Here is a 21,017-nt window from a genome sequence, read left to right as displayed (position 1 = left end):
TCCAGCCAAGTCCGGATGGCCGAGTCCGGATGGCCGGGTCCGGCGACCGGGTCCGGCGATGGGGTCATGACAGTGGCATTGCGCAAACCGGCTGCACTTGTCACCTTCCTGTCGCCTGCGTGTCGTGGGCGACAGGGCGTCCGGCGGCTAGAAACCGCCCTGCAATCAGGCCTTCACGGGCTTGGCCGAGACAAGAGAGCTACCTGATGGGACTGAAATCGCTGCGCCTCGAGAAGGGCTGGTCACAGGAACAACTCGCCACGATCAGTGGATTGAGTGACCGCACGATCCAGCGCGCCGAACGTGGCGAGACACCCAGCCTGGAAACCGTGCGGGCGCTGGCCGCCAGCTTCGATCTCTCTTCGGCGCAATTGCGTGATCTGATTGAAACGCCAGAGGAGACTGCCGACATGGCCGCCAACGACACGACACCCATTCCGACCGCCGACGCCACCGCACCGGCCGCCCAACCGCTCATCACCCACGAATGGAAGCGGGTCCTGCTCGGCGCCGCCGTGTATGTGGCGGTCATGACCTGGCTTGCCCTGATGCAGACATTCGCCGGCTGGGACCCGGAGCTGTTGCCCTTCATCGCGCTCCTGGGCGGTGGTCTTATCGCCACGCTCGCCTTTGTGGCGCTGGGCGGTGCGGAGGAAAAGAAGGCCGGATCCGACACAGACGGGCACGACCCGACCGATTGATCGGCTGGCGGGGATCCCCGTTCAGCGGCTCAATAACCCGCTGGCAGGTGGAAAGACACCTCGCCGACCCGCTTCCAGTCCTGGGAATCGCCATAGCCGTCGGACCCGCCGACGCCGTCAGCCGTCATAACCGCCGACCGCACCTTCGCGGATCAGATTGCGGATCTGTTCCGAGAGCCAGCAATCCCCGTCCGGCACGGCATCGACCGGGCCTTGTGTATAGGCCGGCCAGGCCACGCAATGCTGGCTGGGTTCGTCCGCCCACTCGACCGTCACACCGCCATCGCCATCCTGCGACCAGCCAGCCACATAGGATGGACCGACATCCTGTTCAGGCCGCCCGTCATTGAAGATATAGGTGGTCTGCTGCGTCACCGATCCATCCGGCTCGAACGTATAGTGCTGGCCGATGGTGGCCGATGTGTCGACCAGCTCCCAGAAAAAGGCTTGTCCGGCCGGCGAGCCTTCCGCGAGGGCTGCGCCACCGGCACCCAGTGACATAAAAAGGGCGAGAGCCCCCGTCCGCACGCTCTTGATTGACGTCATCATGCACCCATTCCTCCCACTTCACTGACGCACCACTAGCGTGAGCGCGTTAAGATTGCGATGCCGTGATGATAGGATTTGACCGGTCATCGAGCGCCGCCTACCGTCCTGAGCGGATACTGACATCCGGAGCTGGGAGGGTCCGAACATGGCCAAAAAAGGCAAGCTGAGCCGACGATCGTTTCTGTCGGTTGTGACGGGCGCGGTCGCAATGAGCGCCGTCGGCGTGCTGACCGGTGGCGCAGCGCAGGCACCGGTGACCGATCTCGATACCAGCCCCCACTCCGACCCGGACGGCCAGGGCCGTGGCGGCCGGCGGACCAGCCAGACCGGCGTCAACGACCTGGATACGGCCGAGACCGAAGACCGGCCGGGCTATGGCCGCGGCGCCGCGCCCCAGAGCGATCGCAATCTCCATGGCAGTCGCTGCACCGATATCGACTACGCCATGGACCGCACCGGCCACGGCACCCGCTGCAGCGACGCCGATATTTCTCGGTAGGATTCGTCATTGCCGACCCTGCATGCCGGCAATACGAGGATGGTGACATGCCGGACCCGCTTCTCCCCGACCGGGGGGAGCGTGCCCGAAGGGCGATGAGGGGGATCAGCGCCCTGGCACCGGAAGTCACCCCTCACCCGGCCTCCGGCCACCCTCTCCCGAGGGAGAGGGAAAGACGCGTCTCTTTCTGTGCCGGCAAGGCGTTGGAAACCCCATAAATCACACCGTCATCCCACGGTGACCGCGTCGCGGGCATCCGGGGGATGACGGAGGAGAGAGGACGTTTCAGCTTAAAAAAAGCGAGGCCCCCGCCTTCTCCCCGACCGGGGAGAAGGTGCCCGAAGGGCGGATGAGGGGCACGCGGCGACAGCCGCGCCAGACATAACCTTTCCGGGCCGCTCCGCGGCCGCCCCTCACCTTGAATCCTCTCCCCGGTCGGGGAGAGGCGGTGCCTGGGCCGGCAAGGCGGCGCTTCAGCGGGTTTGATCGAGGTTGAAACCCGACGCTGCGAACATCTGCAGCAAACGCCCGACTTCCGTCGCTGCCAGCGTCGTCGACATGTCCGGCGCGAGGTCGCGGATCATTTGCTGGAAGGTGAGGATGCGGATCGGATTGCCACCGAGCGCGGCACGGAAGCCCGGATGGGTCTCCCACGGCTCGGCAGGGCCTCTCAGCTTGGCGATGGCGGTGACGTAGGTGAACTCGCGGCGCCCCGTCTTTTCCTCGACCGCGGCGATGAACGCTTCCGACCATTTCGGCTCGGTCAGTTCCCGGAACGCCTTCCACGCCTTTCGTCCGCGCAGGGTCTTGTCGCCCTCAATGGCGGCGATCTCGCTGGCCGGGCTGAAGCCCTGCTGCCAGCTCTTGCAACTGACCGCAACGACCTGTTCCGGGCCGGTCTTGGCCGGATGAAAGCCCAGCACATCAATATCAGAGTGATTGCTGTCCTGATTGGACACGAAATCCGGATGATCCCGCCGTGGCAGGAATTTCACATTGTGCTGGACGAAATAGCCCTGGTGGATGAGGTATTCCTCAACGACCTGTTCGAGAATGTCTTCCTTGGTCGCCATCAAGTCCCCACCTTGTCAGCCGACGCGCCCCCAGCGCGGACCGAGCCATAAAACCCTTGCCAGCAAGGGGCCGTATTGAAGTCCCGCGGTCAAGGGTGACAACCGCAAAGCGGCGGCTCCGCCGCCCTTGACCGCGGGACTTCAATACGGCGGGGTCTCGGCATGGGGTTTATGGGGTGTTGGGGGGGGCGTGTTCGCTTTTCGATAATTGGTGTATGTCCCACCCCCCGTTAGGTCATCTTATCGCAGTTCGTGTTCAATAAATTCCAAATTTCGAAACGCTTCTTCCACCAGATATAGAGACTCTCGCTCGAGTTTGTCGCCATTGAATGGACCAAGATCCAAAGTGACGTGAAGGGCACTACGAAATTCGTGAAGCGCCTTATCCCGCTTTGTTTTTGGCCCATAGGTCGATTGCCGATAAGCCTCCATCCCGACCTCATATAGCCAAGGGTGAGAACGGCGGAATACAGAGGCCAGAATTGCCAAAGAAATGTTCGACCCATCTCTACCTCCCCCATGTCGAACGAAGTCGAGCGTTTTGCGAAGGTTTCGATTTTGCAATCCACCGCGGCGCCCGACTGGGGCGGAGGCATCGAGCTCGTAGATCAAATGTTCCAGCCGATTTTGAACTGCTGTTAGCTGAGAACCGTCGGAAGAACTCTTCAAAGCTGAGAGAGACGCTTTAATTTCTGCTATATCTTCAATTAATTCAGCTACCTCCCGATCGCCGGGATTCTCGCTCTGCCGAAGAGCCTGTAAATCCAAAGTAACTCCTATCGGAGTCTCGACGTCTTCCGGATTCTCTTGAAGCGCTCTGATTTGCTGAACTATTTCTTCACGTCCTTGAGCTGCACTATCTAGATCGGTGTGATCGATGTAAATCGTCCGCAGATTCGCGACGTCAAAAGGAATTTGGTCACCCTTTTGAATAATCTGAACAAGAGGCTTATTGATGGCGTGCCGCAGGGCAAGTTCATAGAATACGTTGGGGTTGCGCTCTGTGAGGTCGGCTATAACCAAATCATCATTGAGAATATGCCCAATGACCTGACTTGTGATTAAGCCAGGCTTATCAATCTTATCCGCTCGTATTGCTTCGTAACCGCAGTCTTTGGCTGCAGGCTCGATTATGTGCTTCAGAACCTGATCCGATCGCTTGCGTGTTTCGGTGCCATCGTCTCCAATAGGAGAAATTACAAAACACGACTTTTTGTTTACATCACCCATAAGACCGCCCACTCAGATTAATAACGACCTATAATAGTAGATCGGCACAAAAAAACAAAGAGTTGATAAACGCTCTTCGCGCACCTAATCAATCCCCTCCCTCACCTTGCCATCCTCACTCAAATATATCTCGCTCCCCAACGCCTTGAACTCCTCGGCCTTGGCCTGCATGCCCTCTTCGGCCTCCACAGCATTCGGCGCCCACGCAGAGGGACATGGACCTCTGGTACGTGTCCCGGGAAGATAGCTCGATACTGGAAGGGACAAGAAAACAGCTTCTGGATGGGACACGTACCAAAGGTACATGTCCCTCTTCAGCCTAGTCTATTGGTTCGCGGACCTTGCCGTCTTCCGAGAGATAAATCTCCCCACCCTTCTCGCGGAACTCCGCCGCCTTCTCCGCCATCCCGGCATCCACAGCATTCGGCGCCCGCGCACTCCCAAACCGGTCCCGGATCTCCCGCGTAATCTCCATCGAGCAAAACTTCGGCCCGCACATGGAGCAGAAATGGGCGACCTTGTGGGCTTCCTTGGGGAGGGTCTTGTCGTGGAAATCGCGGGCGGTTTCAGGATCAAGCGCGAGGTTGAACTGGTCTTCCCAGCGGAATTCGAACCTGGCCCGTGACAGGGCGTCGTCGCGGATCTTGGCGGCGGGGTGGCCCTTGGCGAGGTCGCCGGCGTGGGCGGCGATTTTATAGGTAATCACGCCGACCTTGACGTCATCGCGGTCGGGCAGGCCCAGATGTTCCTTGGGCGTGACATAGCAGAGCATGGCACAGCCGAACCAGCCGATCATGGCGGCGCCGATACCGCTGGTGATGTGGTCATAGCCGGGCGCGATATCGGTGGTGAGCGGCCCCAGCGTATAGAAGGGCGCCTCGTGGCACTCCTTCAACTGCTTGTCCATATTGGCCTTGATCTTGTGCATGGCGACATGGCCCGGCCCCTCGATCATCACCTGGCAGCCCTTGGCCCAGGCGATCTTTGTGAGCTCGCCCAGCGTCTCCAGCTCGGCAAATTGCGCGCGATCATTGGCGTCGGCGATGGAGCCGGGGCGCAGCCCGTCGCCCAGCGAGAAGGAGACATCATAGGCCCGCATGATGTCGCAGATCTCCTCGAAATGGGTGTAGAGGAAGCTCTCGGTGTGATGGGCCAGGCACCATTTCGCCATGATCGACCCGCCGCGCGAGACGATGCCGGTGACCCGGTCGGCGGTGAGCGGCACATAGGCCAGCCGCACGCCGGCATGGATGGTGAAATAGTCGACGCCCTGCTCGGCCTGCTCGATCAGCGTGTCGCGGAACACCTCCCAGGTCAGGTCCTCGGCAATGCCGTTGACCTTCTCCAGAGCCTGGTAGATCGGCACGGTGCCGATCGGGACGGGGGAATTGCGCAGGATCCATTCGCGGGTGTTGTGGATATTCTTGCCGGTCGACAGGTCCATCACCGTGTCGCCGCCCCAGCGGATCGACCAGACCATCTTGTCGACCTCTTCCTCGACCGAGGAGGCGACGGCGCTATTGCCGATATTGGCGTTGATCTTGGTCAGGAAATTACGGCCGATGATCATCGGCTCGAGTTCCGGGTGGTTGATATTGGCCGGGATGATGGCGCGGCCGCGGGCGATCTCGTCACGGACGAATTCCGGCGTGACATGTTCCGGAATCTCGGCGCCAAAGCTCTCGCCATCGGCGAGGCGTTCGGCGGCACCCTCGACCGCCGTCTTGCGACCCAGGTTCTCGCGCTCGGCGACATAGACCATTTCCGGCGTGATGATGCCGGCGCGGGCAAATTCATACTGGGTCACCGGCTGGCCATCCGTGCCCTTCAACGGCTTGTGCGTGGCCGGGAATTCGCGGGCGAGATACTTGCCCGTGGCGCCGCCATTATCGAGCGGCGAGAGCGGGCGGCCCTCATACTCGGTCAGCTGGCGATCCTTGTACCAGGCGAGGCGGTGACGCGGCAGACCGGTCTCCACGTCGATGGTCGCTGCCGGATCCGAGTAGGGCCCGGAGGTGTCATAGACGCGCACCGGCGGCTCGTTGGCGGTGGGATGCAAGTCGATCTCGCGATGCGGCACTTTCAGCGCCGGCCCCGCCTTGGGCGAGGTATAGACCCGACGCGACCCCGGCAGCGGCCCGGTGGTGACCTTGGGAGTCTCGAATTCGGATTGTGAGGTGGGCTTGTTCATGGGGAGACTCCTTTGTAGGTGGCGGTGACGAATTCATGGACGTCATCCAGGCCATCGATTTCTGATATTACAAACGCGCGCTCACCGCTTTGATCGTCAGGACAAAGCAGTACCACGCGATCATCAAGCCGCTCCGCGGTATCAAATTCAGTCTCGCCGATCTGACCGACCACCGACCCGCCCGAATCCAGTGCGAGGATGCGCTGGCTTGTGAAAACATAGCGCTCGACGAGCGAGGTCGTGTTCGGCCGTTTGACCAATGTCAGGGCCAGCGCCACGGCACAAGCGGCAGACAGCGAGCCCGCCACACCGGGCAACCACGACACGCCCATCACTGACATATCCGCTGCGAAAAACGCCACCCAGACAACGGCCATCGCGCCGAAACCCAGGGTCGGCACAATCAGCCGGAGAGCATCACGCCTTCGTTGCGCCGCAAACTGTCCGACCCGGTCAACACGGTCTTCGCGCAGGACGACTTCGTTTGAACCGGTGGTCCAGCCTGCCCCGTTTGACGTCCGCGCGTCACTCATCATCATGGCCATGCACCCCCCGCTCCTCACCGGCTTCGGTGAAGAAATCCTCGCCGCTCGCATCAAGCCAGTCGGGTTGCTGGATGGGGATGTGGATGCCGGTGGCGGCGTCGGCGTTCAGGCGCTGGCGCGTGGTCTCGCCGCCCCACTCGCCCAGGAGCCAGTAAGGCGGGAAGGCGTGCTGGGTGGTGCGGGCCGCGAAATGGTCGCTGTGGGTCTCATAGATGGCCGGCTCGGGCGTGGCGTCGCCGAGATGCATGACGGTGGCCGCGCCATTGAGCGTGACGCGGTGGGCCATGTTCTGGATGCCTGCCCGGCCCGGCCCGCCGGCATGGGGGATGTGGACGGTCTCGACGCGGATGGCGCCCTCGACACCGTCGGCGGCGAGGACGAGGTCCTGCGGGCTGGCGATGAAGGGCAGCGCCTGGATGCGCGCCTCGAAGGCGTCGTTCCATCCGTCCGCCGCCTGCATGTCCAGCCGCGCCTGCCACGGCCCGACCAGGATCACGTCCGGGTGGGCGGCGAGATAGGCATTGACGGCACCAGCGTCGAAATGATCGCCATGGACATGGCTGACAAAGACCGCATCAACCCCGTCATAGGGCGGTGTCCCGGCCATGATCGCGGCGCGCACATCGGGCGCCACCAGCGGATAGCCATAGGAGACGCTGAACAAGGGGTCGAACAGGATGCGGGTCTCGCCGGCGGAGACCAGGATGGCTTCATTGGCCAGGAAATGCGCCGTGGCGGGGTCATCCTCGGACGGGTGGGCCAGCGCTGCGGGGGCTGTTGCGAGGGCGAGAGCCAGCGTGGCGGCCACCCCATGATGAAGGCGCGGGATGTTCATTCGATAAACCCCAATTCGCGTTGCAGCTTCTTGGTCAGTCCGGCGGCGACAATGCGGTGGCTTTCGGCGAGATAGTCGCGCAGGGCGGCGTCATCGAGGGTGCGCTCGTCAAAGCGTTGCAGCCACATCATGCCGCGCGAGGCGAGATAGGGGGCGGGGCGAACACCGGGTTCGTCCTTGTACATCTCGAAGGTCATGGCCGAGCACTTGAAACTGGCGGCGAAGCTGTCGCTGTCCTTGTTCCAGCCGCCGACGGCGAAGACCTTGCCGCCGACCTTCCACACCTCGGCACCGCCCCATTGCACCACATGGGTGGTGTGAGGCAGCGAACCGCAATGGGCATTGAAGGTTTCGGTGTCCATCGACCGCTCCATCCCGACGCCGGCATGACCCGGATCCGGTCCTAAGGGTGATGTCTCAGCCCGACGCAAAACCCGCGCAAGGCACCCCTTGGAACTCCTGCATGCAGACTGGACGCGAGCGGCTGATTTGGCAAGCGCAGCGGATCACCCGGGACTGTTCAGAACCGGTTCAGGCGTTACCTGTCACCTTGCCGGCCCTGCTTCTGCGGAGACCCTTGCCATGATATCGCTCACGCTGTTCCTGTTGGGCCTGATGACGCCGGACAGCGATGCGGCGGTCGCGGATGCCCCCCGCTCCGGCAGCTATGCCGAGCTGTCCGAGGATGGCCGCTCGACCTGCGGGCAAGCCGACAGCAACCGGTTCGAACTGCTCCTCGCGCCGGGCGGCGAACCGCCCCACAATCGCTCGACCAATGTGGGCGAGATCGAAATCCGGATCGAGGGCGAACGCCACTATTTCGTGCTGACCGCCACACCCGACCGCTGGCAGTTTGGCGGTGGTCGGCAACACACGGTCGGCATTGAGCTTGGCGGGGTGACCAGCGCCTTTCTGACCGGCAGGCTGACCCTCAATCTGGAACGTGCACGGTCGAGCGCCGACCCGTCGGTACGGACAGACGCCCTGCGCATTCTCGACGCGCGATATTCGCCCGTCCGCCGCGGCCATAACCGGTCCATGCGTGTCTATGTCGCCGACGGTGCGACCCCCGGCGGGCGCATGTTGCGCCCCTTTCTGCGCTGCGGTGACTATCCGGAATAGCCCAGCCAGATCAGGCCGCCCCCGGCCAGGACAATTGCCACTCCCCAAACCCGCAGCACGGTGCGATTGGCGAGCAGGCTGTCATAGAAGCCGAACAGGGCCGGCGGCGCGACAAAGAGGAAGATGCCCTTGATCAGGCTGACCCAGCCAATGATCGACACGATCATGGCCGGCCCTCCACCGGACCCGTCCCGGGTTGCCAGGATCAACACGCCGACCGCGAAGGCCAGGATGGCGCTGAGCCATCGGAGCAGGGCATTTTCCCGAATCTCGGTCGCCAGTCCGGCGAGCTTGTCGACCTGGGCGAACACGCCAAGCCCGGCGACCAGAAAATAGAGTCCCAGTACACGAAGCCAGAAATCGGTCATGGATGCGGTATCGAACATGGTCGGTCCTTCCTTGCGTGAGACCGACAGTATCGGCATCCCCGTGGCCGCAGGCAATGAGACCCTTGGCCACGGGGCCGCCGGACGCTACTCAGCCCGGGTATAGACGTCCTCGCCCCGGACCAGCCGCACGATCTCGCCCGCATCATCCCGCTCGAAGCGGAAGGCGTACAGGTCATCAAACGGTGAGGTCTGGGCACCGAAAAGGTCCGGAATTGCCGGCACCATCGAGGCGCTCATATCGCCCCAGTTGAAGACCAGGGCCGGCCCGACTGAAGCGATCTCGATATCGAGATAGGGTTCGCCGGTGGTCCAGCGGCCGGCATAGGCCGACAGGGTTTCCGCGTCCGGCGTCCAGCTCCAACCGCCCCAGCTTTCATCCGCCATCGCACTGTTTCGCTGCTCCATGCGGTGATCGAGATAGCGCTGGATGCGCTGCGGGTATTGCTCGATCCGGATCTGGCGCATGCGATCGGCCGTCTCGTGCTCGATCAGGAACTGGAAATACATGTTGATGGTGCGGCTGGTCAGCCAGCCGGTCATGTTGTCGGAATTGGAGAAGGCGGCAATGCCGACGCCGAGATCGGGCGAGAAGGCCATCTGCGTGCGAATGCCGGTATAGCCGCCGCCATGGACGTAGAAGTCATGGCCTTCAAAGTCGCAGACATTCCAGCCCAGCGTGTAGTGCGAGCACCGGAGCTCGGCAGCGTTACGGCGATCCTGCTGATGGGTTTCGACATAGCCGGTCTGGGCAGTACTCACCATCTCCGCCGTGATACCCGACCCCTCAGGCCCCTCGCCGCGCAGCTGAAGCTGCAACCACATTGCCATGTCATCGACCGATGTGACGAGGCCGCCGGCCGACTGCATCATGCCATCGGTCTTCGGGCGGATCTCGAACCAGCCGACATCCTCGCCGACCCAGTGATGGCCCCAGGACAGTTCATTGATCGGGAAGTCCGACGTCCGCGCGGAGGTTCGCTCCATCTCCAGCGGGTCAAGAATGTGGACATCGAGCCAGTCCTGCCACGACCGACCCGTCACGCTCTCGAGTATGGCGCCATAGATGTTGTAGCCCAGATTATCGTATTCGAAGCCCGGCTCCCGGGCGACAGCATGGGTCTCGATCAGACGCGGATAGTCGGCCGGATCGACATAGCCGACATAGGCCTCCAGCGTGGTGATGATACCGACGTCGATCGGCACCTGGTGGGTTATCAGGTCCCGCAAGGTCCAGTCCGCGGCGTCAAGGCCGTCCGGGAATTGCAGATCCGGCCAGTGATCCGTGATCCGGCTGTCGAGCGGCAGCACGCCCTCGGCATCGAGCCGCGCCGCCAGAAGGCCCATATAGGCCTTGGTCTGGGAGGCGATATAGATCGGCGTGTCGGTCGTCATCGGATCACCCGACACGGCCCGGCGCTCGCCCTGCACCCGGCGCATCAGCACCTCATCGGCGGTGACCACCACGACCGCATAACCCGGACCCAGATCGGGGAATTCATCGAGGAAGGCGTCAAGGCTGGCGGCGGCGCCTTCCGGCGTCTCAGCGGCTGCAGCGGCGACCAGGCCGAGGGCGGTGGCGCCGGCGAGGCTCAAGGTTCGAAACATGCAATCTCTCCAGTTCAGGCCCGTCGGGCCAATGTATCCAGTCGCACATTAGCGGTGTCGCAGACCGGCGTCTTGAACAGGCGTAACCCGTTGGCGCACAGCCTGCCGCGCCCGCCTGTCAGGCCGCGATCAACGCCCGCAAATGGCCGGGCGTGAATCCGGTATGGGTCCGGACCACGCGCGTGAGATGTGACTGATCAGCAAATCCCGCCGCCAGGGCCGCCTCGGCAATATGCGCGCCGTCGACCATGTCCGCGATGGCCCGGCTGACCCGGCATTGCAGGCGATAGCGACTGGGTGGCAGACCGAAACGGCGACGGAAACTGCGTGACAGATGAACCCGGTGCACCCCCGCCTGCTCGGCGAGACGGCTCAGATCAGGCTCGTCAGGATCATCCCGCAATTGCTCGCGGACACGATCCAGCCAACCCCGCGCAACCCGGTCATGGACCAGGCTGTCATGGCCGCTGTCCAATGCCGGTTCCAGTGCACAGGCTGCGAGGTCGGTCAGCGTCTGACCGGGGTCGGTATCAGCCTTGTGCGACGCCGTTGCCAGCCGGAGAATTTCAATCGGTACATCGGCAGCCGTGTCAGCCCACGCCCAGGCCCCGGGATCAGGCAGGTCGCAACAACCGGCCCCCTCCGGGTCAATGTCCACGCCCAGGACCAGTGCCCCGTTCACGCCATAGACGTTGGCATGCCGGAAACCGGCCGGCTTCACCCCCCGGCTGGTGCCGACGACGTCATGTTCGCCAGCGCCGCCGACTTCGCGCAATTCACCGCTGAGCAACCAGGAGACCTGGTGGCAGTCATGGGCGTGCGGCGCCATCTGCTCGCCCGGGCGGTACCAGGTCAGCCGAACCGCCAGGCCCGCGCCGTCGATCAATGTTTTCTGATGTCGCATCTCGTCTCCACGCCCCATCATGACGACATGGATGCAGGCCGGACACTGTTTGGATGATGGCGATGCGGTCAGATGACAGCAGACACGCTCAGTTCAGGGCCACCCGCCGCGTATGACAGGCATCGTAAAGCCCGAGGAAGGCCGTCGCATCGGCATTGCCGCGGCGGCTGGCGTCGACGAGATAGGCCCGGGCCCGATACGGATCGTCAATTCCGCGACCATCGGACAGCATCATGCCGGCCAGCAGGGCCGCGAGATCGCCATGGTGCTCGTCGGATATCCGGGTCATTGCCACTTCGGCGCGCGCGGCATTGCCGGGCCAGCGTGCGGTCGCCAGGGTCAGCTGGGCCAGGGTGCGCGTGTCCCCGGCCTGCATCAGCGCGCCGCCCCAGTAAAAGGCCGCTGCCTGGACGGGCACCTGGCGCTGGGCCGCCATTGATCCCAGTTGCTGTTCCATGCCGGCGCCGACCGTTTGCAGATAATTGTCGCGGTGCTGGGCGTAGCGCTGGCAATCGGCGGACTGGCCAGCAGATTGGGCCTCGACCCGGCCAGGGCCGAGGCAGGCGGCGCCGGCGCCAAGTCCCAGCGCGATGGCCCAGGCCAGATATGTGCGAGTTCGGGGCATTCATCCCTCCCAGATTGAATTCTGGCAGGATTGTGGCAGCCCGACTTTAACCCGAAGCCAAGCGCGGGGCGAAATATTACAATAATTTCAAGATATTAACCTTAACACCCCGGAGCAGGTCCGGTGGCGTGAAAATTGCGTGCCACCTGTCACAAGACGAGGACAAAACCCATGGGACGCTTCCTGTTTCGCGACGGCCACGGCCATCTGGACGACAAGGCCAACAATTTCACGGCAATGCGCATCGCCTTCGCGCTGATCGTGCTGTACGGCCACGCCCTGATGATCCCGCTCGGTCTGCCCTTTACCGGTGTCTGGGCGACCTCAGTCGACTTCATCGTCCAATGCTCGCTCGACGGCTTCTTTATCCTGTCCGGCTACATGATCACCGCCAGCGCCATGAGATCGAGCCAGCTCGGCCGCTATGTCAGCGCCCGGATCTTCCGCATCTTCCCCGGCCTGATCGCCACAGTCCTGCTGCTCTGGCTGGTCATCGGTCCGCTGTTCACCAGCTTGCCGGCCGGCGAGTATTGGAGCCAGTCACAGACCTGGCTCTTCCCGATCAAACTGATCAGCCAGATCGACCCGATGGCCGGCCTGCCCGGCGTGTTCGAGGCCTCACCGATGGGCGAGAACATGAACGGACCGCTCTGGACCATCCGCTATGAGCTGATGGCCTATGTCGGCGTCGGTGCCCTGATGATGGTCGGCCTCTACCGGCAGAACGCCCAGGTGCTGGTCTGGTCCGCTCTGACCGTCGCCTTCGGGATAGCAGTCGAGACCTTCGGCTATCGCGGCATCGGCGAAGAGACCATCGGCACGCTGGCACGCTTTGCCCCCGCCTTCATGGTCGGCGCCGCCTTCCATGCCGGCCGCAAATATCTGCGCCTGACCCCGGCCTTTGCCGGTCTGGCGGGTCTCGCCGCATTGGTGACCCACGGCACACCGATGGGCTGGCTGATGCTCGATGTGGCGCTGGCCTCTGCCTATCTCCTGATCGGCTATGCCCGCATTCCCGGGCGGACCGGCGATCAGGTCCGCAATGTCGAAGACATCTCCTACGGCATCTACATCCTGCACTGGCCGATCGGCATGATGGTCTTCGCGCTGTTGCCGGGCCTGACCACGACCGCGCTGGCCGCGATCATGCTGCCGCTGGCCCTGATCGCGGGTTGGGGCCTTCGGGTGTTGGTTGAGAAACCGGCCATCAGCTTGCGAACACGGCTGAGCGCTCGTCCATCAATCGAGACCGCCACGCAGGCACCCGCAATATCCACGAGTTAACCGCCGCTACTTACCCCTCGGCGGGTGCACCGAACAACGCCATGGCGGCGCCGAGCATTGCGAGCAAGGCGAACAGACCAGCCAACCCGCGTGATCCGGCCTGCCAGCGTCCGACCGCTGCAATAGCGGCCTGGATTGCGTAATAGGCGGCAAAGGCACGCGAGGCATAGGCGATGATGTTGAACAGATCCGTGGTCCAGGTCAGAACCAGGCCGACCCCGACCAGACCGGCATAGGCTTGGCGCAGCGAAATCCTGCGCCCGCTCAACTCGACAAACAGCCCGCCTGACCCGCCGGTATCAGCGACTGCGGCCGAGAATTGCGCGCTCAGGGCGGCGGCGACCAGCAAAAGTGGCAAAATGGGAGAAACAATCTCCATCAGGTTCACAATTGCGGTTTCGCCGAAGGGCAGTTCTTCCGGCGTGAACGCAAAGGCGAGCAAGCCGATGTAGACGACATAGATCAGCGTCGCGATGCCCTGTGCCCGGCGCATGGTGAGGATCCGGGTCCGGGCATCATAACGATCCCCCAGGTAACGGGAGGTCTCGAAACCCTGGATGGTCACGACCAGACCGAAAGCCAGTGTCAGGGCCGACCAGCCGGAAAGGCCCGGCGCCGTGAAGGACAAGGCATCATCGCCAGCCCGCTCGCCATTGAACACGACCAGGCCGGCAATCAAGCCGAGAATGATGGCCAGTTTGACGCTGACGAAGACCTGTTCGAGCTGCTCCAGCGCACCAAAACCGCGTGTCCACCCGACCAACAGGATCAGCACCAGAACCGCACTGGTGAGAAGGCGGGCAGAGACCGGGTCGTCAGCTGCCGTCAGGCTGACACCGAATGCACCGAACAGGTTGAGATAATAGGCGACGGAAATGACATAGGCGCCCGCCAGAGCCCAGCCTCCTGCGGTCTCAAGACCGCGCACGATGGAACCGCGCCGATCATCGGCGTCCAGCGTCGCGATATTGGTCCTGACGGCGGCGCCAAACAGGTATGCGACGGCGCACAAACCGATCATGACCAATGGTGACCAGCTGCCATAGGCCGTTTGCAGGATGGGGCCGATAACCAGAAACCCGCTGCCAATGATGGAGGCCAGCGGCGTGACCGTCGCCCGCCAGGCGCGGCTGGTCGTCACCCGGTGTGACGCCAGGACCAAACCGGCGAGGATGACAATTCCGAGGACAACAAGATCAGTCAGCACATCGGCCTCCCGGATGGCTCGACCCGTCAATTCGCTTCAGACTAGCTCCTGAACGGGTCCTGCATCAGGATCACGTCCTCGCGTTCCGGCGAGGTCGAGACCAGGGCGATCGGGCATTCGATCAGCTCTTCGATGCGGCGGACATATTTGACCGCCTCGGCCGGCAGATCGGCCCAGGATCGGGCGCCGGCGGTTGAGCCTTCCCAGCCCTGCAGCTCTTCATAGACCGGCGTGGCCTTGGCCTGGGCTTCCTTGCCGGCAGGCAGATGGTCGAGCCGTTCGCCATCAACCTCATAGGCGACACAGACCTTGATCGTCTTGAAGCCGTCGAGCACATCCAGCTTGGTCAGGGCGACGCCGTGCACGCCGCCGACCTGCAGGGTCTGGCGGGTGATGACGGCATCGAACCAGCCACAACGACGCTTGCGACCGGTGACCACGCCGAATTCATGGCCGCGCTCGCCCAGCATCTGGCCGTCGGCATCATGCAGTTCGGTCGGGAAAGGCCCCTCGCCGACGCGGGTCATATAGGCCTTGGCAATACCCAGCACATAACCGACATCGCGCGGCCCGACGCCGGTCCCGGCCGAAGCCTGACCGGAGACGGTGTTGGAGGAGGTGACGAAGGGATAGGTGCCGTGATCAACGTCAAGCAGCGCACCTTGTGCGCCTTCGAACAGGACTTTCTGGTCCGACTTGATCGCGTCCTTGAGAACCCGCCAGACCGGCGCCGCATAGGGCAGGATTTTCGGCGCAATCTCGGTCAGCTCGGCGACCAGTTGGTCGGCGCTGTATTCTTCATGACCGAGGCCACGGCGCAGGGCGTTGTGATGGTGGAGGATGTCCTTGACCCGTGCCTTGAGCGCCGCCGGATCGGCCAGGTCGATGACCCGGACGGCACGGCGGCCGACCTTGTCCTCATAGGCCGGACCGATGCCGCGGCGAGTGGTGCCGATCGGCTCGCCATCATCGCGGTTCTCGCGCAGCGCGTCGAGTTCGCGGTGGATGGGCAGGATCAGGGTGGCGGTCTCGGAAATCTTGACCACGTCCGGCGTGATCACCACGCCCTGCTGCGCAATGCGATCAACCTCAGCCACGAAGGCCCAGGGGTCGACGACCACGCCATTGCCGATCACCGACAGCTTGCCGCGCACGACACCGGAGGGGAGCAGGGAGAGCTTGTAGACATTCTCGCCGACAACGAGGGTGTGGCCGGCATTGTGACCACCCTGGAAACGGGCCACCACATCGGCCCGGTGCGACAGCCAGTCGACCAGCTTGCCCTTGCCTTCATCGCCCCACTGGGCACCCACCACGGTAACATTGGCCATGAGAGCCTCCTCGCTAGCAGCCTCGCACGCGCGCGAGTCCTGTCCGCGGGCCGATTATTTGTCACGAAGCCGTTATTTGGACCAGACCCGTTTGCAGGATTGCCGTGGATTGGGCAAACTCGTGCACAACTGAGCGCCTGCAAGCACGATCACAGGGAGCATTCGATGATTTTCGCAAGAACCGTTCTTGTCGCCGCCAGCCTTGGTCTGGCAGGTACTGTCTCTGCCCTCGCCCAGTCGACAACCCCGCCGCCCGATGCCTGCGTCGGCGCCCCCTGGGACGCCTTCGATTTCTGGGTCGGGGACTGGAATGTCTACGCGCCCGACACCGATGAAGCGCCCGGCCCCTATCTCGGACACAACCGAATCGAGCGCATCAATGGCGGCTGCCTGGTCACGGAACACTGGGTCGGCGCCAGCGGCAATGCCGGCGACAGTATCAATGTCCACGACCCGCTGATCGGCGCCTGGCGTCAGGTCTGGATGAGCAATGGCTGGTATATCGACTATACCGGCGGTCTCGACGCGGCCGGCGCCATGGTGCTGACCGGCGAGGCCTACACCGTCCAGACCGAAACCCGCGCCCCGCTGCGCGGCAGCTGGACCCCCAACGCGGACGGCAGCGTCACCCAGCAATTCGACCAGGGCGACGGCGAGGGAAACTGGCAGACGGTGTTTATCGGGATCTATGTCCCCAAGGCCGACGATCCGCGCGCGGACGAGGCGGCGGCGGCGCGGGGGGAATAGGCTCACACATTAATTGTCATCCCCGCCGGATGTCCCGCGCAAGCGGGACGCAGAGCGGGGACCCATGTGCCTGCAATCTGTTAGGTCCCGGCCCTGCAGCCTGCCTTCGCAGGCTATCCGGCCGGGATGACAAACGCCGACAGGTTAGCCCGAAAGCTCGCCCCCTAATTCCCGAAGCGGTATCCGAAACGGATGCCGGCATTGTCGAGCGCCTGGTTACGGCCCGACGCCAGGATCTGGCCGTGCGAGATGTGCTCGTAATAGGCGCCGACCGACCAGCGCTCATTGAGGTCGTAGTCGAGGCCGATGGCGTTGTGGAAAAGGATTTCATTGCCCATCAGCGAGCGCGTGGTCGCCAGGCGGATGCGGGTCGGGTCGCCGGGCGGCGAGTTGGGGTCGATGTCCTCGACGCCGTCATTATAGGTCAGGCCGGTGCGGAATTCGAAGTTCAGGTTTTCGGCGACCTCGAAGTCCCAAGCCAGGCCCGTACCGCCGAAATTGGTCAGGCCATTGGTGTTGAACGAGCCGTAGAGATACGGGCGCGGCGACCAGATGGCATCGAGGAAATCCGGCGAGGCAAACAGCAGGTCGAGGGTGACATTCGGGCCATCTTCGACGTGATCGGCGAGATCATGCGCGGTCACGCCAAGGCGGAATTCCATGCCGCGATCATCGGCGAGGCCGGCTCCGGTCAGCAGGGCGAAAGCGGCGGTCGTCGTCAGGATGGATTTCATGATGTCCCCTCGGGCCGCCGATGCGACCGGTCTGTTGGCTGTTGCAAACGGGATAAAGCGTGTCTCAGCCCGCGTCCAGCGCTTCGCGATAGGCCCAGTCGAGCCACGGCCCCAGTGCGGCCAAATCATCACGCTCCACAGTCGGGCCGCACCAGATGCGAATTCCCGGCACAGAGGCCCGGTGCATGGTGATGTCGAGCGCCGCGTTCTCGCGTTCCAGCAGGGAGGAGATGCGCTTGGTCAGATCCCATTGCGCGTCCTCGCCCGACGCGATGACGTCAGGGTCGGTGTATTTCAACGTCACCGAAACCGGCGAGCGATGGGCCGGGTTGTCGCACAGATACGCGACCCAGTCGGCCTGGCTGACCCACTCATCCAGCGCGGCGAAATTCTCCTCGCGGCGACGAATGAGCTCAGGCAGGCCGCCAATGCGTGAGGCCCATTTCAGCGCCGCGAGATAGTCCTCGACGGCCATCAATGACGGCGTGTTCAGGGTCGAGCCCTCGTAAACCGCCATATTGGCCTTGCCATTGGCGTGCAGCTGCAACAGGCCGGGAATCGGCCAGTCCGGGCGCCAGCTGTCGAGGCGCTCGATGGCGCGCGGACTCATCACCAGCATGCCGTGCTGCGCCTCGCCGCCCATGCATTTCTGCCAGGAGAAGGTCAGCACATCGATCTTCGACCAGTCGATCTCGACCGCGAAGGCGGCAGAGGTGGCATCGCACAGGGTCAGGCCCTCACGGTCCGCATCAATCCACTCGAAATCCGGGATCCAGACACCGGCAGCCGTACCGTTAAGGGTGAAAATGGCGTCGCGCTTGGGGTCGTACTGGCTGATATCGGGCAGTGTGCCGGCCGGCTCCTGGAAGACACGCAAATCCTTCAGCTTCAACTCGTCGCGAGCGTCCAGCGTCCAGCGATTGCCAAACACGTCCCAGGAAAACACGTCGGCGCCGCGCTGACCGAGCAATGACCACATCGCCGCTTCCATGGCGCCGGTATCCGAGCCCGGGAGCATGGCGACCTTGTAGCCCTCGGGCAGTTCGAGCAGGGCATGGGTGCGCTCGATGGCTTCCTTGATCCGCGCCACAGGCGCCCCGGCCCGATGGGTGCGCGACAACGGCGCGTCAGCCAGCGCATCCCAGGACCAGCCGGGATATTTCTTCACCGGACCGCAGGAAAAGCGCGGATCGGCAGGGCGCAGGACCGGCTTGGGATTTTGCGGGCGGGTTTCGGCAGGCGTGCTGATATCGGCCAATTCGGTCTCCGGAGAATCGCAGTGGGTCGGACGGTTCATGTTGCAGCGCACGTTGACGCCCTCCCCGGCGCGGGGCAAGAGCTTTCGCCATGATTTCAACGCCCCTGATTTCCCCGCAACGCGACCGTTTCGATCTGCCGCGCGACACCTGCTATCTCAATGCCGCCTATATGGGTCCGATGCCAAAGTCGGCCATCGCCGCCGGACAGGACAGCTATGCCCGCAAGGGCCAGCCCTGGCGCTATCAGGTCCAGGCGGACTTCTTCGACGCGCCCGAGGAGCTGCGGGCCCGGGCCGCGCGCCTGTTTGGCGCCACGGCCAATGACATCGCCCTGGTTCCCGCCGCGTCCTACGGATTGGCGACAGCCGCGCGAAATCTCGCCCCCGATGCCAAGAGTGAAATCCTGGTGCTGGCCGAGCAATTCCCGTCGAACGTCTATGTCTGGCGCGATCTCGCGGCCGAACAGGGCGCGCATGTCCGCACCGTCTCCCGGTCCGACAATCAGAGCTGGACCGAGGCCATGCTGGCCGCAATCTCACCCGCCACATCCATCGTCGCCTGCCCCCAGGTTCACTGGGCCGATGGCGGCGCACTGGATCTCGCCGCGATCAGCGACGCGGCCCGGCGACAGGGCGCGGCCCTGGTGCTCGACCTGACCCAGTCGCTGGGCGTGATGCCCTTTGACCTCGCCGCCATCCAGCCCGATTTCGCCGTCGCCGCCAGCTATAAATGGCTGCTCGGACCCTATGCGATGGGCTTTCTCTATGTCGCGCCCCACCATCAGTCGGGTGAGCCGCTGGAGCAGAACTGGATCGTGCGCGACCGGGCCGAGGATTTTGCCCGCCTGGTCGACTATGCCGACGCCCATGCGCCCGGTGCCCGTCGCTTCGACATGGGCGAGCGCTCGAATTTCCAGCTGGTCCCTGCCGCCTCGGCGAGCCTGTCGGCCATGCTGGACTGGGGCACAGATGCGCTCGCCGCCACGCTGGGCCAGGCCAATCGCCAACTCGCCGACCGGCTGGCGCCGCTGGGCCTGCGCGGGACAACGCCCAACCGGGCGCCGCACTATCTCAGCCTGTCCCTGCCGGACGGCGCGCCCGCCGATCTGACCGCCCGACTGGCCGCGCAGGACATTTATGTCTCGCAACGCGGCGACCGGATGCGCATCACACCCCATGTCTATAATGATGAGGCAGACTTCCAGCGCTTCGCCTCTGTACTGGAAACGCTGCTGTGACATCGACATCCATGCCGCACACGATCGGCCCGCGCGACTGGGCCGCCCTGCTCCTGCTCACAGTCCTGTGGGGTTCGGCCTTCGCCTTTATCAAGCATAGCGTCGGCACCCTGCCGCCGGGCGCGCTGATCTTTGTCCGCCTGAGCCTCGCCGCCCTGGCCCTGACGGTCTGGGCCCATATGCGAGGGCACCGTCTGCCGCCACTGACCGACCGGCGCTGGCTGTGGATGGGCGGGCTTGGCCTGTTCGGCAATGCCCTGCCCTTCTTCCTGGTCAGCTGGGCGCAACAATATATCGACAGCGCCCTGGCCGGCATCCTGGTCGCGACCATGCCGCTGGTGACCGTCGGACTGGCGCATGTCTTTGTCCCCGGCGAGCGCATGACGGTCCGCGCCGTGCTCGGCCTGATCGTCGGCTTCGCCGGTGTCATCTTCCTGCTCGGTCCCTCGGCCCTGGCGGCATTGGGCGGCGCCGATACACTGGCGCAACTGGCCGTGATCGGGGCGGCGACCTGCTATGCCATCAATGCCATACAGGCTCGCCTCCTGCCCGACACGCCGCCCTCGGTCTCGGCCGCGGGCATGTTGATCATGGCGACCGTCTTCGCGGCCCCCTTGGGCATCTGGGATCTGGTGCAGGTCGAGAATGTCACGCCCAGCGCCTGGTTTGCCGCAGCCTGGCTGGCCCTGGGTCCGACGGCCTTCGCCTCGGTGATCCTGATGCATGTCGCCCGAACAGCGGGACCGAATTTCCTCGCCATCGCCAATTATCTGACGCCCATTGCAGCCTTGCTGACCGGCCTGCTGATCGGCGAAGTGGTGGGCTGGACCGTGATTCTGGCCCTGGCCGTCATCCTCGCCGGTGTCTGGCTGGCCCGCGGCGGCAAGCCGCCCGTGCCACCAAAGGTGCAGCCCTGACCTTTCAGGGCGACCACCCTGCCCCAAAGACCA

The 21,017-nt window shown here is 63.7% G+C and carries 22 protein-coding genes and 1 riboswitch; of the genes, 7 read left to right on the top strand and 15 right to left on the bottom strand.

The features are described 5' to 3' along the window. Nucleotides 1–206: 206 nt before the first annotated feature. Nucleotides 207–701, top strand: coding sequence for a helix-turn-helix domain-containing protein (locus MMAR10_RS15965; RefSeq protein ID WP_011642514.1), 495 nt, complete (start codon nt 207–209; stop codon nt 699–701). 117 nt (nt 702–818) lie between these two features. On the opposite strand, the gene MMAR10_RS02985 is transcribed toward MMAR10_RS15965, so the two are convergent. Continuing rightward, entirely contained in the window at nt 819–1,250 is a 432-nt protein-coding gene (locus MMAR10_RS02985) for a hypothetical protein (RefSeq protein ID WP_011642513.1), read from the bottom strand. 208 nt (nt 1,251–1,458) lie between these two features. Here MMAR10_RS02985 and MMAR10_RS02975 point away from each other — a divergent pair, with 208 nt between their 5' ends. Further along, complete coding sequence (locus MMAR10_RS02975) at nt 1,459–1,749, top strand: hypothetical protein (RefSeq protein ID WP_150099699.1); 291 nt, start codon at nt 1,459–1,461, stop codon at nt 1,747–1,749. 473 nt (nt 1,750–2,222) lie between these two features. Here the strand turns inward: MMAR10_RS02975 and MMAR10_RS02970 are convergent, their stop codons facing one another. The 6 genes from MMAR10_RS02970 to MMAR10_RS02940 all read right to left on the bottom strand — a co-directional run bounded on the left by MMAR10_RS02970 (nt 2,223) and on the right by MMAR10_RS02940 (nt 7,985). Continuing rightward, nucleotides 2,223–2,822, bottom strand: coding sequence for a hypothetical protein (locus MMAR10_RS02970; protein WP_011642511.1), 600 nt, complete (start codon nt 2,820–2,822; stop codon nt 2,223–2,225). Between the two features lie 240 nt (nt 2,823–3,062). Then, a complete protein-coding gene (locus MMAR10_RS16860; protein WP_011642510.1) occupies nt 3,063–4,052 on the bottom strand; it encodes a hypothetical protein in 990 nt (329 codons plus the stop codon). A gap of 319 nt (nt 4,053–4,371) precedes the next feature. Further along, nucleotides 4,372–6,243, bottom strand: coding sequence for a phosphomethylpyrimidine synthase ThiC (gene thiC, locus MMAR10_RS02955; protein WP_011642509.1), 1,872 nt, complete (start codon nt 6,241–6,243; stop codon nt 4,372–4,374). Next, a complete protein-coding gene (locus MMAR10_RS02950; protein ID WP_011642508.1) occupies nt 6,240–6,788 on the bottom strand; it encodes a hypothetical protein in 549 nt (182 codons plus the stop codon). The genes thiC and MMAR10_RS02950 overlap by 4 nt, the downstream gene beginning before the upstream one ends. Next, complete coding sequence (locus MMAR10_RS02945; RefSeq protein ID WP_011642507.1) at nt 6,769–7,623, bottom strand: MBL fold metallo-hydrolase; 855 nt, start codon at nt 7,621–7,623, stop codon at nt 6,769–6,771. Before MMAR10_RS02945 ends, MMAR10_RS02950 begins: the two co-directional genes overlap by 20 nt. Beyond that, nucleotides 7,620–7,985 (bottom strand): MmcQ/YjbR family DNA-binding protein, encoded by a 366-nt coding sequence (locus tag MMAR10_RS02940; protein ID WP_011642506.1) that lies wholly within the window; start codon nt 7,983–7,985, stop codon nt 7,620–7,622. Before MMAR10_RS02940 ends, MMAR10_RS02945 begins: the two co-directional genes overlap by 4 nt. Then, nucleotides 7,980–8,084, bottom strand: a riboswitch (TPP riboswitch). Its footprint overlaps the gene before it by 6 nt. 121 nt (nt 8,085–8,205) lie before the next feature. Between MMAR10_RS02940 and MMAR10_RS02935 the strand changes: the two genes are divergently transcribed. Beyond that, the gene (locus MMAR10_RS02935) at nt 8,206–8,745 is read left to right on the top strand and encodes a hypothetical protein (RefSeq protein ID WP_011642505.1); all 540 of its coding nucleotides are present in this window, start codon (nt 8,206–8,208) and stop codon (nt 8,743–8,745) included. Here the strand turns inward: MMAR10_RS02935 and MMAR10_RS02930 are convergent. From MMAR10_RS02930 to MMAR10_RS02915, 4 genes are all read right to left on the bottom strand, one after another. After that, nucleotides 8,733–9,131: a hypothetical protein gene (locus MMAR10_RS02930; protein WP_150099698.1), complete on the bottom strand. Its 399-nt coding sequence runs from the start codon at nt 9,129–9,131 to the stop codon at nt 8,733–8,735. The two genes, MMAR10_RS02935 and MMAR10_RS02930, sit on opposite strands and share 13 nt — an antisense overlap. 87 nt (nt 9,132–9,218) lie before the next feature. Then, a complete protein-coding gene (locus MMAR10_RS02925; protein ID WP_011642503.1) occupies nt 9,219–10,739 on the bottom strand; it encodes a serine hydrolase domain-containing protein in 1,521 nt (506 codons plus the stop codon). Between the two features lie 118 nt (nt 10,740–10,857). Continuing rightward, a complete protein-coding gene (locus MMAR10_RS15960) occupies nt 10,858–11,643 on the bottom strand; it encodes a helix-turn-helix transcriptional regulator (RefSeq protein WP_011642502.1) in 786 nt (261 codons plus the stop codon). A gap of 88 nt (nt 11,644–11,731) precedes the next feature. Then, entirely contained in the window at nt 11,732–12,268 is a 537-nt protein-coding gene (locus MMAR10_RS02915; protein ID WP_011642501.1) for a hypothetical protein, read from the bottom strand. Between the two features lie 171 nt (nt 12,269–12,439). Between MMAR10_RS02915 and MMAR10_RS02910 the strand changes: the two genes are divergently transcribed. Further along, nucleotides 12,440–13,552, top strand: coding sequence for an acyltransferase family protein (locus MMAR10_RS02910; protein ID WP_011642500.1), 1,113 nt, complete (start codon nt 12,440–12,442; stop codon nt 13,550–13,552). Between the two features lie 10 nt (nt 13,553–13,562). Here MMAR10_RS02910 and MMAR10_RS02905 read toward each other — a convergent pair whose 3' ends face one another. Together MMAR10_RS02905 and MMAR10_RS02900 are read right to left on the bottom strand one after the other, a co-directional pair. Beyond that, entirely contained in the window at nt 13,563–14,759 is a 1,197-nt protein-coding gene (locus MMAR10_RS02905) for a hypothetical protein (protein WP_011642499.1), read from the bottom strand. A 41-nt stretch (nt 14,760–14,800) separates the two neighbouring features. After that, complete coding sequence (locus MMAR10_RS02900; protein ID WP_011642498.1) at nt 14,801–16,090, bottom strand: adenylosuccinate synthase; 1,290 nt, start codon at nt 16,088–16,090, stop codon at nt 14,801–14,803. 165 nt (nt 16,091–16,255) lie between these two features. Here MMAR10_RS02900 and MMAR10_RS02895 point away from each other — a divergent pair, with 165 nt between their 5' ends. Then, nucleotides 16,256–16,837, top strand: coding sequence for a hypothetical protein (locus tag MMAR10_RS02895; RefSeq protein WP_011642497.1), 582 nt, complete (start codon nt 16,256–16,258; stop codon nt 16,835–16,837). Nucleotides 16,838–17,001: 164 nt separating this feature from the next. On the opposite strand, the gene MMAR10_RS02890 is transcribed toward MMAR10_RS02895, so the two are convergent. Further along, a complete protein-coding gene (locus MMAR10_RS02890; protein ID WP_011642496.1) occupies nt 17,002–17,571 on the bottom strand; it encodes an acyloxyacyl hydrolase in 570 nt (189 codons plus the stop codon). 64 nt (nt 17,572–17,635) lie between these two features. Then, nucleotides 17,636–18,829 (bottom strand): phosphoserine transaminase, encoded by a 1,194-nt coding sequence (locus MMAR10_RS02885; protein ID WP_233353860.1) that lies wholly within the window; start codon nt 18,827–18,829, stop codon nt 17,636–17,638. Nucleotides 18,830–18,918: 89 nt separating this feature from the next. Here MMAR10_RS02885 and MMAR10_RS02880 point away from each other — a divergent pair, with 89 nt between their 5' ends. Both MMAR10_RS02880 and MMAR10_RS02875 read left to right on the top strand, forming a co-directional pair. Continuing rightward, a complete protein-coding gene (locus MMAR10_RS02880) occupies nt 18,919–20,067 on the top strand; it encodes an aminotransferase class V-fold PLP-dependent enzyme (protein ID WP_150099696.1) in 1,149 nt (382 codons plus the stop codon). Further along, entirely contained in the window at nt 20,064–20,984 is a 921-nt protein-coding gene (locus MMAR10_RS02875; RefSeq protein WP_233353859.1) for a DMT family transporter, read from the top strand. The genes MMAR10_RS02880 and MMAR10_RS02875 overlap by 4 nt, the downstream gene beginning before the upstream one ends. Nucleotides 20,985–21,017 lie beyond the last annotated feature (33 nt).

Origin of the sequence: Maricaulis maris MCS10 (assembly GCF_000014745.1) — a bacterium.
Classification (GTDB): Bacteria; Pseudomonadota; Alphaproteobacteria; order Caulobacterales; family Maricaulaceae; genus Maricaulis; species Maricaulis maris_A.
This window is presented reverse-complemented; position numbering and strand designations above follow the sequence as displayed.